We start from the raw sequence: 15,735 nt of genomic DNA, 5'->3' as shown, positions 1-15,735 counted from the left end.
TCGACAACCAGAGAGAAGACGGACAAACCCCGTTTTACGGGGCATGCACATGCGGCATTTCGATTCACTCAAAACTTTCCCCGGACAGCCCTGCCAAGAGGGGGAGATGTCCGGCAGGACAGAGGGGGGCGATCTGCGATGACGCATTATCCAGTGCCTGCCAACAACCGCAACAATGCGCGCAAGATGCGCAAAGCTATGACCGATGCCGAACTGAAACTTTGGAATGAGATCCGCGCACACCGGCTCATGGGGCTGGCGTTTCGACGCCAGATGCCGATCGCCGGCTACATCGTCGATTTTGCCTGCTCCAGCAAGAAGCTGATCATCGAATTGGACGGGTCTCAGCATGCTCAGGCCGAAGCTTCGGCGTCCGATGCCACGAGGACTGCTAGGCTTGAAGCGTTGGGCTGGACCATCCTGCGCTTCTGGAACGACGACGTCATTCGCGATATCGACAATGTCTGCCAGCACGTCGTGATCGAGGCCGGTCTGGCCGGCGCCGAAGTGCCGGCGAGCGAACCAGCAAGGGAGTCCGTTCCATGATCGACCATCTCGGTATCACCGTTGCCGATTTCGACGCTTCGAAGGCTTTCTATGACAAGGCGATGGCGCCGTTAGGTGCCGCGCTCCTCTACATGGTGCCGCTGGAATACACCGGCGGCGCCAAGGTCGGTGGCTATGGCCGCGACCGGCCGGTGTTTTGGCTGAGTACCGGCAAGGACAAGCCGAGAGACCACCAGCACGTCGCCTTCACCGCGCGCAGCCGCGCCGAGGTCGATGCCTTCCATGCCGCGGCGCTTGCCGCCGGCGGCAAGGACAATGGCGGGCCAGGGCTGCGCCCGCACTATCATCCGAACTATTACGGCGCTTTCGTCTTCGATCCCGACGGCAACAATGTCGAAGCCGTCTGCCATGCCCCGGAGTGAGCGGCGATGAGCCTCGACAACCGGCCGATCTACACCGGCGGCTGCCAATGCGGCGCGGTGCGCTTTCGCGTCGAAGGCGCGTTGGGAGACGCTTCGATCTGCCATTGCCGCATGTGCCAGAAGGCGTTCGGCTCGTTCTACGCGCCGCTGGTTTCGGTGCGCGGCGCGAAGCTCGACTGGACCCGTGGTGAGCCGAAATATTTTCGCTCGTCCAACCATGTCGATCGTGGTTTTTGCGCCGATTGCGGTACGCCGCTGACCTTCACCGCGCCGGATGGCGTCGGCCTCGCCATCGGTGCGTTCGACAATCCGGCGGAGATCGTGCCGCTGATTCAATGGGGCACCGAGGCAAAGCTGCCCTATGTCGACACCATTCCGCAATTGCCGGGCGAGGAGACGATGGCCGACATGTCGTCAGCCCCCTATCTGGCCGATCTCGTCTCCTACCAGCATCCCGACCACGACACCGAACAATGGCCGCCAAAGGAAAAGCCATGACCGATCAGGTAAGAACTGGTGGCTGCCAATGCGGCGCCGTCCGTTTCCGCATTCATGGGGCGCTCGGCCGTCCGTCCATCTGCCATTGCCGCATGTGCCAGAAGCAATTCGGCTCGTTCTTCGGCGCGCTGGTCACGGTGCCCAGGGATGGCGTCGAATGGACCCATGAAGAGCCGAGCTATTTCCAGTCGTCGGTCAACATCGATCGTGGTTTCTGCGCCCGCTGCGGGACGCCGCTGACCTATCGGCAGCCTGGCGGACTTGAGATCGCCATCGGCGCTTTCGACGACCGTTCGGATCTGGCACCGCAGATCCAGGTCAACTACGCCGCGCGGCTGCCCTGGGTGGAGACGATCTTCGATCAGCCCGTCCACCAGGATCCCGACTATTACGCCCGGCAGGAATCCATCATCTCCTTCCAGCACCCCGACCATGAAACAGCGGACTGGCCGACCAAAGGTTTGCAGCTATGAGCAGTCAATTGCGTATTCTTTATCCAGAAATCGAGGCGTTCGATTCCGGCGTGCTCGATGTCGGCGACGGCCATCAGGTCTACTGGGAGCGTTCCGGCACCAAGGGCGCCAAGCCGGCGGTGTTCCTGCATGGCGGGCCGGGCGGTACCATCTCGCCCAAACACAGGCGGCTGTTCGACCCGAAGCTCTACGACGTCATCCTGTTCGACCAGCGCGGCTGCGGAAAATCGACTCCCAATGCCTCGCTCGAAGCCAACACCACCTGGCATCTGGTCGCCGACATCGAACGGCTGCGCGAGATGGCCGGCTTCGACAAATGGCTGGTGTTCGGCGGCTCCTGGGGCTCGACGCTTGCGCTCGCCTATGCCGAAACGCACCCCGAACGGGTCAGCGAACTGGTGGTACGTGGAATCTACACACTGACGCGCGCCGAGCTCGAATGGTACTATCAGTTCGGCGTCTCTGAAATGTTCCCGGACAAATGGGAGCGGTTCCTGGCGCCGATCCCTGAGGCCGAGCGCGGCGACATGATGGCCGCCTACCGCAAGCGGCTGGTCGGCAGCGATCGCAAGGCGCAGATCGAGGCAGCGCGCGCGTGGAGCCTGTGGGAAGGCGAGACCATCACACTGTTGCCGGAGCCGGAGACCAGCGGGCCGTTTGGTGAGGACGAATACGCCATCGCCTTCGCCCGCATCGAAAACCACTATTTTGTCCATGCCGGCTGGCTCGAGGAAGGGCAGCTGCTGCGCGACGCGCACAAGCTTGCGGATATTCCCGGCACCATCGTCCATGGCCGCTACGACATGCCGTGCCCGGCGCGCTACGCCTGGGCGCTGCACAAGGCCTGGCCGAAGGCGGATTTCCACCTGATCGAGGGTGCCGGTCATGCGTATTCGGAGCCGGGGATTTTGGATCAACTGATCCGGGCGACGGATCGGTTTGCAGGCAAATGATGATGCCAAGCCTCACCCCCCTCTGTCCTGCCGGACATCTCCCCCTCAAGGGGGGAGATTGGCTTTCATCGAGGCCTTCGCAAATCTCGAGCGTTGCAGGAAAAGGGTGGGATACGAAGCTGCCAATCTCCCCCCTTGAGGGGGAGATGGCCGGCAGGCCAGAGGGGGGCGTTCAAGCGCCCACGGGACTATGAAAAAACAACGCCTCTATCTCTTCGACACCACCCTGCGCGATGGCCAGCAGACGCCGGGCATCGACTTTTCCGTCGAGGACAAGATCGCTATTGCAAAACTGCTCGACGCCTTCGGCATCGACTATGTCGAGGGCGGCTATCCCGGCGCCAACCCGACCGACACCGCCTTCTTCCAGGAGAAGCGTACGGCGCGGGCCAAATTCGTCGCGTTCGGCATGACCAAGCGGGCAGGGGTATCAGCGTCCAACGATCCCGGCCTTGCCTCACTGGTGCAATCTAAGTCGGACGCCATCTGCTTCGTCGCCAAGAGCTGGGATTATCACGTCCGTATCGCGCTCGGCTGCACCAACGAAGAGAACCTCGACGCCATCAAGGCCTCCGTCGAGGCGGCGATCGCCGCAGGTAAGGAAGCATTGGTCGACTGCGAGCATTTCTTCGACGGCTTCAAGGCCAATCCCGACTATGCGCTGGCCTGTGCCAAGACCGCTTATGATGCCGGCGCGCGCTGGGTGGTGCTGTGCGACACCAATGGCGGCACGCAGCCGTCGGAAGTCCGCGCTATCGTCGAGAAGGTTATTTCGTCCGGTATGTCAGGCGATCATCTCGGTATCCATGCCCATGACGACACTGGCCAGGCCGTGGCCAATTCGCTGGCTGCGGTCGAGGCCGGCGTGCGCCAGATCCAGGGCACGCTCAACGGCATCGGCGAGCGCTGCGGCAACGCCAATCTGATCTCGATCGTGCCGACGCTGGCGCTGAAGCCGGCCTTCGCCGATCGTTTCGAGACGGGCATTTCGACCGAGGCGCTGACCGGCATTTCGCGCCTGTCGCGGGCCTTCGACGAACTCTTGAACCGCGCGCCGGAAGCGCAAGCGCCCTATGTCGGCGCTTCCGCCTTCGCGACCAAGGCCGGCATCCATGCTTCGGCGCTGGCCAAGGAGCCGGCGACCTATGAGCATGTGCCTCCGGAAACGGTCGGCAACCGCCGTCGCGTCATGGTTTCGGACCAGGGCGGCAAGGCCAATTTCCTCGCCGAACTGAAGCGGCGCGGCATCGACGTGCCGAAGGACGATCACCGGCTCGACGCGCTGATATCGGTAGTCAAGGAACGCGAGGCCGAGGGCTATGCCTATGAGGGCGCCGACGCCAGCTTCGAGCTTCTGGCGCGCAAGATGCTGCACGGCCTGCCGGAATTCTTCAACGTCACCTCGTTCCGCTGCATGGTCGAGCGCCGCTTCGACGCCAACGGCCAGTTGAAGACGGTCTCCGAAGCGATCGTCAAAGTGCTGGTCGACGGCGAGGAGAAGATGTCGGTGGCCGAGGGGCATGGCCCGGTCAACGCACTCGACATCGCGCTGCGCAAGGATCTCGGCAAATTCCAGGGCGAGATCGCCGACATGGAGCTCGCCGACTTCAAAGTGCGTATCCTCAATGGCGGCACCGAGGCGATCACCCGCGTTCTGATCGAATCGCATGACGGCACCGGCGCGCGCTGGTGGACGGTCGGCGTTTCCGAAAACATCATCGACGCCTCGTTCCAGGCGCTGATGGATTCGATCGTCTACAAGCTGATGAAGAACCGCGAAATGGCGGGACTGGTGGCGGCCGAGTAGGGTTGAACCATCAGCGAAAGTCCATTGATCCATCAGAACTTTGCGATGGTCTTGGCAAGATGGCTGGGCCATAGCCTTGGGCCATGGCCACTGAAGCAATTACCCTGGACGCTGATTCCAAGGCCCGTCGCGGATTCCTGCTTGCACTGGGCGCTTATTTGCTGTGGGGAATGCTGCCCTTCTACATGAAGGGCGTGGCGCATCTGCCGCTCGCCGAAGTCATTGCCCACCGCATCGTCTGGTCGGTGCCGATCGCCGCCGCCGTGCTGGTCTGGGCCGGCCGCACAGCCGACTTCAAGGCGGCACTTCGCTCACCCCGCACCATCGCCATGGCCGCACTGACGGCGGCGTTGATCTCGGTCAATTGGGGCATCTATGTCTGGGCGATCGCCGTCGACCGCACCGTCGAGACCGCGCTCGGCTATTACATCAACCCGCTGGTCAGCGTCGTCGTCGGCGCGCTGTTGCTTGGCGAGCGGCTCGATCGTCTGCAGATCGCGGCAGTGGTGCTGGCCGCCGTCGCCGTCGCCGTGCTGACCATCGAAGGCGGCAAGCTGCCTTGGGTGTCGCTGGCGCTGGCGTTTTCCTTCGCCGCCTACGGCTTCTTCCGCAAGACCTTGCCGATCGGCCCGAGTCAGGGCTTTTTGCTCGAAGTGCTTCTGCTGTCGGTGCCGGCCCTTGGCTACATCATCTATCTGATCGCGACCGGACAGGACCACATCGTATCCAGTAGCGGTGCCGATACGGCGTTGCTGATCGGCTGCGGTCCGATCACATCGGTACCGCTGCTGTTGTTCGCCTTCGGCGCCAAGCTGTTGCGCCTCTCCACCATCGGCATCATGCAATATATCGCGCCTACCATGGTGTTCCTGATCGCAGTGCTGATCTTCGACGAGCCTTTCGGCACCACTCAGGCGGTAGCGTTCGCACTGATCTGGGCCGCACTGGCGGTCTATTCCTGGTCGATGTTGACGACAGCGCGCAAGGTTTCTGCCCGGTAAGGAGTTTCGATGTACCTGTTGCACATCGCCAACAAGAACTATTCCTCATGGTCGCTGCGGCCCTGGGTGCTGATGCGAGAGCTGGATATCCCATTCGAGGAGCAGCTTACGCCATTCCCGACCGGATCGAGCTGGGAGCTCTACCGGTCGTTCTCGCCCAGCGGCCGGGTGCCGTGCCTGATCGACGACGGTTGGGCGGTCTGGGATTCACTGGCCATCGCCGAGTATCTGGCGGAGCGCCACCATGGCGTTTGGCCCGTCGAGGCCAAGGCGCGCGCCTGGGCACGCTCGGCCGCCGCTGAGATGCATTCGAGCTTCACCGCACTGCGCGGTTCATGCCCAATGAGTTGCGGCCTGCGCGTAAAGCCGTTTCCGATGTCCGATGCGCTGAAGCAGGATCTCTTTCGCCTCGGCGATCTCTGGAACGATGGTCTTGCCCGTTTCGGCGGACCGTTTCTCGCCGGTCCTCATTTCACCGCCGTCGACGCCTTCTTTGCCCCAGTGGCGTTTCGGGCACAGTCCTACGGGCTCGTTTTCGGAGGGGCTGCCACCGCCTATCCGGCGCAGTTGCTTGCCTTGCCGGCGATGTGCGAATGGTATGCGGCGGGCCTTGCCGAGACCTGGCGCGAGCCCGACCATGAAGCGGAAGTCGCTGCCGCCGGCACCGTCCTCGAGGATTTTCGCGCCTCGGCGTGAAAGGTACTGACGTCACATCCCCCGACCGAGTCGTCGGACGAACAGATAGGTAGCCGCGGCGATAACAAGCGATACCGCCGACACCACCCAAAACCCCATCGGCGTGTTGACCAACGGCAGGCCGCCGACATTCATGCCGAACAGGCCCGAGATGATGGTCATCGGCAACAGCACTGCTGTCATGACAGAGAGAACATAGAGGAGCTGGTTCGACTGCATGGTCAGCTTGGCCATCAGCTCGTCCTGCAACAGCCTTGTGCGCGCCTGCAACTGCTCGCCGTCATGATAGAGCGTATGCGCCCGTTGCGAGAGCCTGACCGCCATGTCGTTGATCGGGTCAGGCAGCTCGTTGCGATGCGAATGATCGAGATGCCGGAACAGATTGGTGATCGTCGCCATCTGCCGATGGATCACCACCAATTGTCGGCGCGCCTCGACCAGCGCTTGTCGTTCATTGTGCCATGCATCGCGCACGACACGGTCCTCGATGCCGTCGAGCGTGTCGCCCAGCTTGCGGAGCTCGGCCGACATGCCGTCGAGCGACTGGCCCGTGACCGCCTCGATCAGTTCCGCCGGCGAGCGGAATTTCCGCGATCCATTTTCCACCGCCTTGCGGACGGCGTCGATCGATTCCAGCGGCTGCTTGCGAGCGCCGATCAGCATCGTGTCGTTGAAGGCGAAGCGGAAATGGACGAGTCCGCGCGCCTCCGAAAAGTCGTGCCTGAGATCCGGCAGATCGCCATAGAGCCAGCCATCCTCGAAGTCGATGTGGCAGCCATGGCTCGGGGCAAGGAAGGCGTCGCGCACCGGCCCCGGCAAAGCCCTTTCGGCGCCGATCTCCTGGCGTGCGTGCAAGTCGGTGATCTGATAGCTGCGCCAAGTCCAGCGTGCGGCGACTGCGTCCCTGGTTCGCACGCCCTCTGCGGTGAAGTGATAGATGAAGAACAACCCGTGCTCATCGGGCATGTAAGGCGACAGGTCGGTGCCTTCCGGGGCGAGAGCGATATCCATGGGCGCGGTGCCAGATGCAGGTTTCGAACATGGCACCGCATGGCGGCCGCCTGACCCTTGATGTCTAGCACGGGCGAACCCGGTTTCGTGTGACGGTTTCTTGACGGCCGATCACAGTCTGTCGATCACTGAGGTCAATCCGGTGGTGACGCCTTCGCCGCCACCGGATTGCGCCCTCTCAACGCTTCGGGCCGAACCCAGGGTAAGGGTTAAGCGGCACGATGGCGGCGATGTCCATCATCCCCACCTTCACCAGCGGCAAGGTGGCGAGATGGCCGCGCACGTCGGCGTCGCTGCCGGCTTCGAACATCATGCCGCTGCCCGGGATGTCGCCTCGGTTCCAGACCTGGCGGACCGCGCCCTCGGCGTAGAGCGTGCGCCGCTGTTCGGCCTCGCTGTGCAGAAGTGGGGCGAAATCGGCATCGGTAAACTCAGCGGTGTTGCGGGTGAGAAGGGCAAAGAACTGCATGGCGGTCTCCTTTGGTTGGGATGGCCGAGTATCACCTCCGCTGGTCAGACTGTCCAAGACTGGTTAGGCTAAAATTGAGATCGAAAAGGACTTGAGACTCGGGGAAGCAAGATGTTCGACCTGCGCCAGCTCCGCTATTTCGTCACCGTCGCCGAAACCGGCAATGTCGGGCGCGCCGCCGAAATGCTGCATATTTCGCAATCGCCGCTCAGCCGGCAGATCATGCAGCTCGAGAAGCAGCTCGGCGTCTCCCTCTTTGAAAGGTCGAAGCAACGGGTCCATCTCAACGCCGAAGGTCGCGCCTTCCTCACCGAGGCCCGCTCGCTGCTGTCCAATGCGCGACGACTGGAAGAATTCGGCCGCAACCTGGCCAGCGGCGCAGTTGGCCGGCTTGCCATCGGCTATGTCGAAGGGGCTGTGCATGCCGGGCTTGTCGCAGGCATGCTGCGCCAGTTCCGCCGCGACCGGCCGGACTTTCACCTGCAACTGAGAAGCCTGCGTTCGGCGGCGCAGCTGGAGGGGCTGCGCCAGCGGGTGCTTGATCTGGGCTTTGTCTATTCGCAGCCAACCGACGATGATCCGGATATCGCCGCCATCGCGCTGCGGCATGAGCCGCTGGTGCTGGCGATCCCCGAAGATGATCCGCTTGTCCAAATATCAGAGATCGGGCCGCATCACCTCGACGGCCGCATCTGGATCACGGTCGTGCGCCAGCCCGACGACACCAATCGCGGGCAATTCCTTGCCGCCTGCGCCAAAGCCGGCTTTCTGCCCGACATCGCCTATGAGACGGCGGACCCGCTAACCTCGCTCGGTCTGGTCAGCGCCGGTCTCGGCCTGGCAACGGTGCAGGCCAGCCTGCGTGCCGCCGCTCCGTCGCGGATCGTGTTTCGCGACCTGCCATGGTTCGAGCGCACGGTTTCCATCTATCTTGCCTGGCGGCGTCACGACCGCCGCGAGGTGATCGCCGGCTTGCGGCAGGCAGCTGCAGTAGGCTAGGGCTCCGCACCCAGGTTAACAAAGACCTGACGACAGTTCGGCGGTGTCGGCTTTTGTGCCGGCAATAGGAATTTTTTCTTGACTTCGTGACCTCAGCTATGGTACATATTCGTCCATGGTGCTGATTCGCGCCAGTGACCCGCCGCACAGGCGGGTTTTTCGTTTGATGCTCCGTCAGCCAATGCGCGAGCGAAGGCTCCGAAGGAACCCGTTAGCCCGAGTTCGTTGCCCTGGGCAGTAGGCAGTAGGGGTTGCCGTCCCCCGGCATTCACACTGCTTACCGCCCTATTCTCTACTGCCTCACATCTTGTCTATCACCGACTGCACGCCCTCGGTCGGGGCGTCGACGGAGGACCCAGCCACCATGATGGCGGCGACGATCGCTTCGGGGTCGTCGACAACCAGCGGCTTGACCCGTTGCGCGGTGTGGATGAAGCCTTCGGCGGCCATGTGATCGAGCAACGCCAGCATCGGATCCCAGAATCCGCCGACATTGCCGAAGACGATCGGCTTGCGGTGATGACCGAGCTGCGCCCAGGTCATGACCTCGACGATCTCCTCGACCGTGCCGATGCCGCCCGGCAGCGCCACAAAGGCGTCGGATTTCTCGAACATCTTGTGTTTGCGCTCGTGCATGTTGTCGGTGATCAAGAGTTCGTCGAGCCGGTCAAGCGCGGTTTCCGTTGCCTCCCTATTGATCAGGAAGCGCGGAATGATGCCCGTCACCTTGCCCCCCGCGCGCAAGGCGCCTTCGGCGACGGCGCCCATGATGCCTTTGGTGCCGCCGCCATAGATTAGCCGCAGGCCCGCTTTGGCAATCGAGCGCCCGAGCAGGTGCCCGGCCTTGATATAGATTTCATCGCGGCCCGGAGACGAGCCGCAATAGACGCAGACGGATCGAATCGTGTTCATGCCGATGATTGGTGATTGGGTCTGAAAGCGCGGTCAAGCCCCAAGGGTCAACAAGCTCGGGCTTTTTCTTGTCGGTCCCTCTTTCTTGTCGACATGGGCAAAACAGGCTAGACCGGCGTTAGGTGGCTAAGGGGTAGAGAAATATGGTGATTAATCCATTGAAGGCGTTCCTGTTCGTGGCGGGTGGGACCGTTGCGGCCGCGGGGACCGCCTATGTTTCGGGTGCACTCGACCCGTATCTTAATCCGACGCCGCCGGCGCAAGTGGCTGCCTTGACGCCGCCCGCGGCGCCGAAGCCGGCTGATCCCGGCACGGAAGCGCGGCTGCCTCCAGCGGCTGTGCCGGCCGCGCCCGCCGCTGTGCCCCAGACAACGGCGCCAGCCGCACCGGCAACGGGTGCAGCGGTTCCGGCAGCGCCCGCTGCAGCCGGTCCGATCGCACCGTCCTTCGATGTCGTGCGCGTCGAGAGCAATGGCTCCATTGTGATTGCCGGCAACGCAGCGCCCAACGCGAAGGTCGAGATCCTCAACGGCGCGCCCGTGCTCGGTTCGACGGTCGCCGGTCCCGACGGCGCCTTTGTCATCGTGCTCGACGATCCGTTGAAGCCCGGCGACTATACGATTGCCCTGCGCGCGACGACGGGCGATGTCGTAACGCCCTCGGCGCAGACCGCCGTCGTTTCGGTTCCCAAGGATGCGGCCGGCCAAGTGCTGGCCATGGTCGAGGAGCCGGGCAAGCCGGCCGAACTGCTCACCGTACCGGCTCCCGAGGCAAAGCCGGCTGCACCGGCTGCAGGCGACCAGGCCGCTGCTCCTGCTGCAGCCGAATCGCCCGTAACCGCTGCTCCGGCGCCAGCTGCACCGGCGGCTCCAGCGCCAGCCTTAGTTGAAGCAGCACCTGCTCCGGCAGCACCGGCGACGCCGCCCGCCGCAGCGGTGGCCGAGCCCAAGATCGTCGTCGAGGCGATCGAAATCGACGGCAACAAGATCTTTGTCGCCGGCCTCGCCGATCCGGGCCGCAAGGTGCGCGCCTATGCCAATGATATCATGCTCGGTGAGGCGCAGACGTCGCCGGACGGTCATTTCCTCGTCGAGGCGACGCGCGACATTCCGGTCGGCAGCTATACCATCCATGTCGACGGCCTCGATGCCGACGGCGTGAAAGTAGTGGCCCGCGCCGCCGTGCCATTCGAGCGCGAGCCGGGTGAATCGGTCGCCGCCGTGGCACCCGCAGAGTCCGCCGAAGCAAAACCGGCAGCGCCCGCTGTTGCGGCTGCTCCGGCGGAACCCGCACCGGCTCCTGCTGTACCGGCTGCCGAGGCGCCCGCCGTTGCCGCGGCACCGGCCCCAGAGGCTCCGGCCGCTGTGGCAGCAGCCACGCCGCCAAGCGATGTGCCCGAGACCGTGGCGCCCAAGCTCGAGCATGCCGACGGCGCCGTCATCATCCGCCGCAACGACACGCTGTGGCGGATTTCGCGCCGCGTTTACGGCCATGGCGTGCGCTATTCGACCATCTACCTCGCCAACCAGGACCAGATCAGCGATCCCGATCGCATCTGGCCGGGACAGGTGTTCAAGGTCCCGGAAAAGTCCAAGGAAGGCGAAGCCGCCGACCTCAAAGCGATGGGCAAGCAGGCAACGACGGCGCCGGCCAAGACCAACTAGAGTCCAAGGCCATCCAAGGTCGAAGTCGGCTAGTTTGTTGAGCCGCTCAGGTGCAGTTTGAATCCGGTCATGTTCGGATCGCCCAGGTCGGGGCGTAGCTTCATGCTCGGAATCAAATAGTCGCCGCCATTCTGCCGGCGATAGGGGATGGGTTGCGTGGTCGCGAACGTTCTCATCCTCTCGCGCAGGCGCTCGGCAGTGGGCTCGAAGCCGGCTTCGCCGAAGCGATCGACGCTATAGGCGACGAACGGCGGAAGGACGTCGTAGCCCGGGTAGTAGAGAATCCCGTGGTTTATCGGGAACAGCAGATCATCGATTGGTCCGTTGACGCCGCGAGGGGCATAGTGCTCCTCCCAACCGCCGGCGGTCACGATCAACATTGCGCGCTTGCCCATCAAGGTTCCCTCGCCGTAGCGGTCGCCCCATCGTTTGTCGCTATGCTCACCCACACCGTAAGCGAAGCCGTAGGCGAAGACCCTGTCGACCCAGCCCTTGAGGATCGCCGGCATGGCAAACCACCAGAGCGGAAACTGGAGAATCAGCGCATCCGCCCACCGCAGCTTTGCGATCTCGGCCTTGACGTCCTCTGTCAGCGCGTCGGTCTCGAAAGACTTTTTTGATGCTGCGGCAGGCATCAACCGCGCGTCCGGCGCCAAAACCGGAAAGTCGGCCTGATCAACCGCTGATTTCCAACCCTGGGCGTAAAGGTCCGTCACCCGCACTTCGTGGCCTTGTGCCTCGAGTTCTCTGATGGCGACGTCGCGGAGCGCGCCGTTGAGCGAGCGCGATTCGGGATGAGCGAAGACAAGTAGAATTTTCATGCGGGGACTCCGAGGATTGAAAACTGGTCCCTTAGCTAGGCAATATCGACCTAATCCGCTAGGCATTCGTAATGCATAAGATTGTGCCGAATAATGGATAAATCAGATATCACCCTCGAACGCATGCGCACCTTCATTCGCGTTGCGGATCGGGGCAATCTGTCGTTGGTTGCCGGCGAACTGGGCATCGGGCAATCGACGGTTACGCGGCATTTGCAAGAGCTTGAAGAGGCAGTGGGTGTGCCTTTGCTCAGCAGGACCACCCGGCGGGTCACGCTGACCGATGAGGGCAGCCGGTACTATGCTAACAGCGTCCAGATCCTGCGCCTTGTCGAGCAGGCCGGCGACGAAGCGCGGGGCGCACGTGGCGCGCCGGCCGGCACCGTCCGGATATCCTGTACTGCCGCTTTCGGGGTCCTGCACACCAGCCGGCTCATCTTCGCCTTTCAGGACCGATATCCCGACATCGGAATTGACCTCAGCCTCACCGATGAGCGTGTGGATTTGGTCCGGGAAGGCGTCGATATCGCGCTTCGCTTGGGACCACTTACTGACAGCTCGTTGAAGCTGCGGGCCCTCGGCCTGTCACGGCGCCTACTCGTTGCATCGCCGGATTATCTGGCGGCGCGAGGGAGACCGGCTGTCCCGTCGGACCTGTCTGGACATGAGGGCATCCGGATGTCGAACGTGGCGGGCAGTGAAACTCTTGCTTTGCAGGGTGCCGGAGGCGAGCGCTATATGGTACCCTTCGCGGGGCGACTGCGTGTCGACCATGGGCTTGCCGCGCGCGAGGCCTTGGTCGCGGGTCGAGGGATCGCACCGGCTCATCGATGGCTTGTCGGCGATCTTTTGGCGGCGAGCCTGCTCGAGACCTTACTGGATGATTATTCGCTACCGTCCGTCCCGTTGAACATGCTGATCGTCCCGGAGCGCGCGGGCGTTGCAAGGGTTCGCCTGCTGGTCGACTTTCTGGCTGAACGGATAGCCGATATCCCGGGGATCGAGAAGTCCATCTCACAGCGTTAGCCGCCATCTGGTCTGCCCAGAAGAGTAGCTTGCGGCAGCGCCAACCATCGTTTATCGCCGATGGACGATGAGCGACAGCCCCTTCGAAACCCATACACTCCGCTCCGCGTCGGAGGCCCCGGACAGCCGCACCGTCGCTGCTCGGCTGGCAGCGCTTTCGCATCCGGCACGGATCGACATCCTGAAACACCTGTCGGCGAGCAGCCCCTGCTGCTGCCGCGAAGTCGTCGATCGTTTCGATCTGGCGCAGTCCACGGTGTCACAACACCTGAAGATACTGGTCGAGGCCGGGCTGGTCAGGTTCGAGCCTGATCGCCAGCGCTCGCGATATGCTATCGACCACGCCGCGCTCGCCGACGTCTCGGCGTCGTTGATCGCCCTCGTCAATTCCTGCTGCTCCGGCCGCTAGACCATGATCCCGAAAAGCGGAGCCCGGTTTTCGGAAGAGATCATGGTCAAAAAGACATAAGAAGAAGGCACAAAGAATGGCCGAAAAAACCGTCTCCGACTCCTCGACTTTCAAGACGCTGCTCAACCTGTGGCCATACATGTGGCCAGCGGATCGTGCTGATCTGAGAGCACGGGTCACCTGGGCGACGCTGCTGCTGGTCGTCGCTAAGCTGACGCTGGTCGCCGGTCCCTATTTCTTCAAATGGGCGACCGACGCGCTGGCCGGCGACGCCAAATCGGTGCCGCCGCTGCCGAGCTTTCTGCTGGCGCCCGTCATGCTGGTCGTCGCCTACAATGTCGTGCGCCTGGTGCAGCTTGGCTTCAATCAATTGCGGGACGCGCTGTTTGCCCGCGTCGGCCAATACGCCGTGCGTCAACTCGCCTTCCGCACCTTCGTCCATATGCACCAACTGTCGCTGCGCTTTCACTTGGAACGCCGCACCGGCGGCCTGTCGCGCATCATCGAGCGCGGCACCAAGGGCATCGAGACGATCGTGCGCTTCATCATGCTCAACACGGCGCCGACCATTCTCGAATTCGCGCTGACCACCGGCATCTTCGCCTACACCTATGGCTGGAAATATGTCGCCGTCGTCGCGGTCACGGTCTGGGTCTATGTCTGGTTCACGGTGCGCGCCAGCGACTGGCGCATCTCGATCCGCCGCGACATGAACGACAGCGACACCGACGCCAACACCAAGGCGATCGACTCGCTGCTCAACTACGAAACGGTCAAGTATTTCAACAATGAGGGCATGGAGGCCGAGCGCTTCGACCGCTCCATGGCACGCTACGAGATATCGGCGACGCGCATCTGGACCTCGCTTGGCTGGCTGAATTTCGGCCAGGGCATCATCTTCGGCCTCGGCACCGTCATCGTCATGTGCATGTCGGCGCTGGAAGTGCAGGCCGGCACGCAGACGGTCGGCGACTTCGTCTTCATCAACGCCATGCTGATGCAGCTGTCGGTGCCGCTCAATTTCATCGGCTTCATCTACCGCGAAATCCGCCAGGGGTTGACGGATATCGAGCAAATGTTCGACCTTTTGGATGTGCCGCAGGAGATCGTCGACAGGCCGGACGCGAAGCCACTTACTGTCAGCGCCGGCAAGGTCGAGTTCCGCGACGTCCAATTCTCCTATGACCCGAACCGCAAGATCCTGAAGGGCATCAGCTTCGAGGTGCCGGCCGGCAAGACCGTCGCCATTGTCGGGCCATCGGGCGCCGGCAAGTCGACCATCTCGCGGCTTCTGTTCCGCTTCTACGACGTGCAGGACGGCCAGGTGCTGATCGACGGCCAGGATATCAGGGAGGTGACGCAGGAGAGCCTGCGCGGAGCGATCGGCATGGTGCCGCAGGACACCGTGCTGTTCAACGACACCATCGCCTACAACATCCGCTACGGCCGCATCGGCGCCAGCGAGGAGGATATGCGCAAGGCTGCCGAACTCGCTCAGATCGGCCCGTTCATCGAGCGGTTGCCCGACGGCTACAAGTCGATGGTCGGCGAGCGCGGGCTGAAGCTTTCGGGTGGCGAGAAGCAGCGCGTGGCGATCGCCCGCACCATCCTGAAGGCGCCGCCGATCCTGATGCTGGACGAAGCGACCTCGGCGCTCGACAGCCACACCGAGCAGGAGATCCAGGCCGCGCTCGATCTGGTCAGCCGCGGCCGCACCACCATCGTCATCGCGCACCGTCTGTCGACGGTGATTACGGCCGATGAGATCATCGTGCTGCAGGATGGCCAGATCGCCGAGCGTGGTACCCATGCCGAGCTGATGCGCAAGCACGGCCTCTATGCCTCGATGTGGGACCGGCAGCGCGAGGCGACCGAGGCCGAGGAGCGGCTGCGCATCGCCCGCGAGGGCGACGAGTTTGGCGTCATCGTTCGCCGGCGGACGTCGGAGGTGTCATAACGGTGGCTAGCTCTTCCTTCTCCCCTTGTGAGGGCTTTGCATGAAGGGTGTGCTTAACCTGATTGGCCTACTGAGCGTCTTTTGAAGGCGTCTAAGGCCTCGCCTTGTCG

The 15,735-nt window shown here is 63.0% G+C and carries 17 protein-coding genes; 13 read left to right on the top strand and 4 right to left on the bottom strand.

Annotated features, from left to right (window positions below; translation table 11 throughout):
- The first annotated feature begins 138 nt into the window (after nt 1–138).
- The 8 genes from NKI38_RS32220 (at nt 139) to NKI38_RS32185 (ending at nt 6,357) form a co-directional block, all read left to right on the top strand.
- On the top strand, nt 139–546 hold the full coding sequence (locus NKI38_RS32220; RefSeq protein WP_352664744.1) for an endonuclease domain-containing protein: 408 nt from the start codon (nt 139–141) through the stop codon (nt 544–546).
- Nucleotides 543–929: a VOC family protein gene (locus tag NKI38_RS32215; protein ID WP_352664742.1), complete on the top strand. Its 387-nt coding sequence runs from the start codon at nt 543–545 to the stop codon at nt 927–929. The genes NKI38_RS32220 and NKI38_RS32215 overlap by 4 nt, the downstream gene beginning before the upstream one ends.
- A gap of 6 nt (nt 930–935) precedes the next feature.
- Entirely contained in the window at nt 936–1,427 is a 492-nt protein-coding gene (locus NKI38_RS32210; protein ID WP_352626947.1) for a GFA family protein, read from the top strand.
- Nucleotides 1,424–1,900, top strand: coding sequence for a GFA family protein (locus tag NKI38_RS32205; protein WP_352664740.1), 477 nt, complete (start codon nt 1,424–1,426; stop codon nt 1,898–1,900). Before NKI38_RS32210 ends, NKI38_RS32205 begins: the two co-directional genes overlap by 4 nt.
- The gene (gene pip / locus NKI38_RS32200; protein ID WP_352664738.1) at nt 1,897–2,853 is read left to right on the top strand and encodes a prolyl aminopeptidase; all 957 of its coding nucleotides are present in this window, start codon (nt 1,897–1,899) and stop codon (nt 2,851–2,853) included. Before NKI38_RS32205 ends, pip begins: the two co-directional genes overlap by 4 nt.
- A gap of 190 nt (nt 2,854–3,043) precedes the next feature.
- Nucleotides 3,044–4,660, top strand: a complete 1,617-nt coding sequence (cimA, locus tag NKI38_RS32195) for a citramalate synthase (protein WP_352664736.1) — start codon at nt 3,044–3,046, stop codon at nt 4,658–4,660.
- Nucleotides 4,661–4,743: 83 nt separating this feature from the next.
- A complete protein-coding gene (rarD, locus tag NKI38_RS32190; RefSeq protein ID WP_352664734.1) occupies nt 4,744–5,661 on the top strand; it encodes an EamA family transporter RarD in 918 nt (305 codons plus the stop codon).
- Between the two features lie 9 nt (nt 5,662–5,670).
- Complete coding sequence (locus NKI38_RS32185; protein WP_352626956.1) at nt 5,671–6,357, top strand: glutathione S-transferase family protein; 687 nt, start codon at nt 5,671–5,673, stop codon at nt 6,355–6,357.
- 12 nt (nt 6,358–6,369) lie between these two features.
- Here the strand turns inward: NKI38_RS32185 and NKI38_RS32180 are convergent, their stop codons facing one another.
- Entirely contained in the window at nt 6,370–7,368 is a 999-nt protein-coding gene (locus tag NKI38_RS32180) for a transporter (RefSeq protein WP_352664732.1), read from the bottom strand.
- Between the two features lie 178 nt (nt 7,369–7,546).
- A complete protein-coding gene (locus NKI38_RS32175) occupies nt 7,547–7,837 on the bottom strand; it encodes a muconolactone Delta-isomerase family protein (protein WP_352664730.1) in 291 nt (96 codons plus the stop codon).
- 111 nt (nt 7,838–7,948) lie between these two features.
- On the opposite strand from NKI38_RS32175, the gene NKI38_RS32170 reads away from it, so the two are divergent.
- Nucleotides 7,949–8,836: a LysR substrate-binding domain-containing protein gene (locus NKI38_RS32170; RefSeq protein ID WP_352664728.1), complete on the top strand. Its 888-nt coding sequence runs from the start codon at nt 7,949–7,951 to the stop codon at nt 8,834–8,836.
- A 300-nt stretch (nt 8,837–9,136) separates the two neighbouring features.
- Here the strand turns inward: NKI38_RS32170 and NKI38_RS32165 are convergent, their stop codons facing one another.
- A complete protein-coding gene (locus tag NKI38_RS32165; RefSeq protein WP_352626963.1) occupies nt 9,137–9,748 on the bottom strand; it encodes an LOG family protein in 612 nt (203 codons plus the stop codon).
- Nucleotides 9,749–9,891: 143 nt separating this feature from the next.
- On the opposite strand from NKI38_RS32165, the gene NKI38_RS32160 reads away from it, so the two are divergent.
- Nucleotides 9,892–11,412, top strand: coding sequence for a LysM peptidoglycan-binding domain-containing protein (locus tag NKI38_RS32160; protein WP_352664726.1), 1,521 nt, complete (start codon nt 9,892–9,894; stop codon nt 11,410–11,412).
- A gap of 29 nt (nt 11,413–11,441) precedes the next feature.
- Here NKI38_RS32160 and NKI38_RS32155 read toward each other — a convergent pair whose 3' ends face one another.
- Entirely contained in the window at nt 11,442–12,233 is a 792-nt protein-coding gene (locus NKI38_RS32155) for an NAD(P)H-dependent oxidoreductase (RefSeq protein ID WP_352664724.1), read from the bottom strand.
- A gap of 93 nt (nt 12,234–12,326) precedes the next feature.
- Here NKI38_RS32155 and NKI38_RS32150 point away from each other — a divergent pair, with 93 nt between their 5' ends.
- The 3 genes from NKI38_RS32150 to NKI38_RS32140 all read left to right on the top strand — a co-directional run bounded on the left by NKI38_RS32150 (nt 12,327) and on the right by NKI38_RS32140 (nt 15,625).
- Complete coding sequence (locus NKI38_RS32150) at nt 12,327–13,259, top strand: LysR family transcriptional regulator (protein WP_352664722.1); 933 nt, start codon at nt 12,327–12,329, stop codon at nt 13,257–13,259.
- Between the two features lie 67 nt (nt 13,260–13,326).
- Nucleotides 13,327–13,668 carry an ArsR/SmtB family transcription factor gene (locus tag NKI38_RS32145; protein WP_352626969.1) on the top strand — a complete coding sequence of 114 codons (342 nt, stop codon included), beginning with the start codon at nt 13,327–13,329 and terminating at the stop codon, nt 13,666–13,668.
- A gap of 76 nt (nt 13,669–13,744) precedes the next feature.
- Nucleotides 13,745–15,625 (top strand): ABCB family ABC transporter ATP-binding protein/permease, encoded by a 1,881-nt coding sequence (locus tag NKI38_RS32140; protein WP_352664720.1) that lies wholly within the window; start codon nt 13,745–13,747, stop codon nt 15,623–15,625.
- The last annotated feature ends 110 nt before the right edge of the window (nt 15,626–15,735 follow it).

The sequence above is a fragment of the Mesorhizobium sp. M0621 genome (genome assembly GCF_040320745.1).
In the GTDB taxonomy this organism is placed as follows: Bacteria; Pseudomonadota; Alphaproteobacteria; order Rhizobiales; family Rhizobiaceae; genus Mesorhizobium.
Note: the sequence above shows the minus strand (reverse complement) of the source record. Positions and strands in the feature narration are given on the sequence as shown.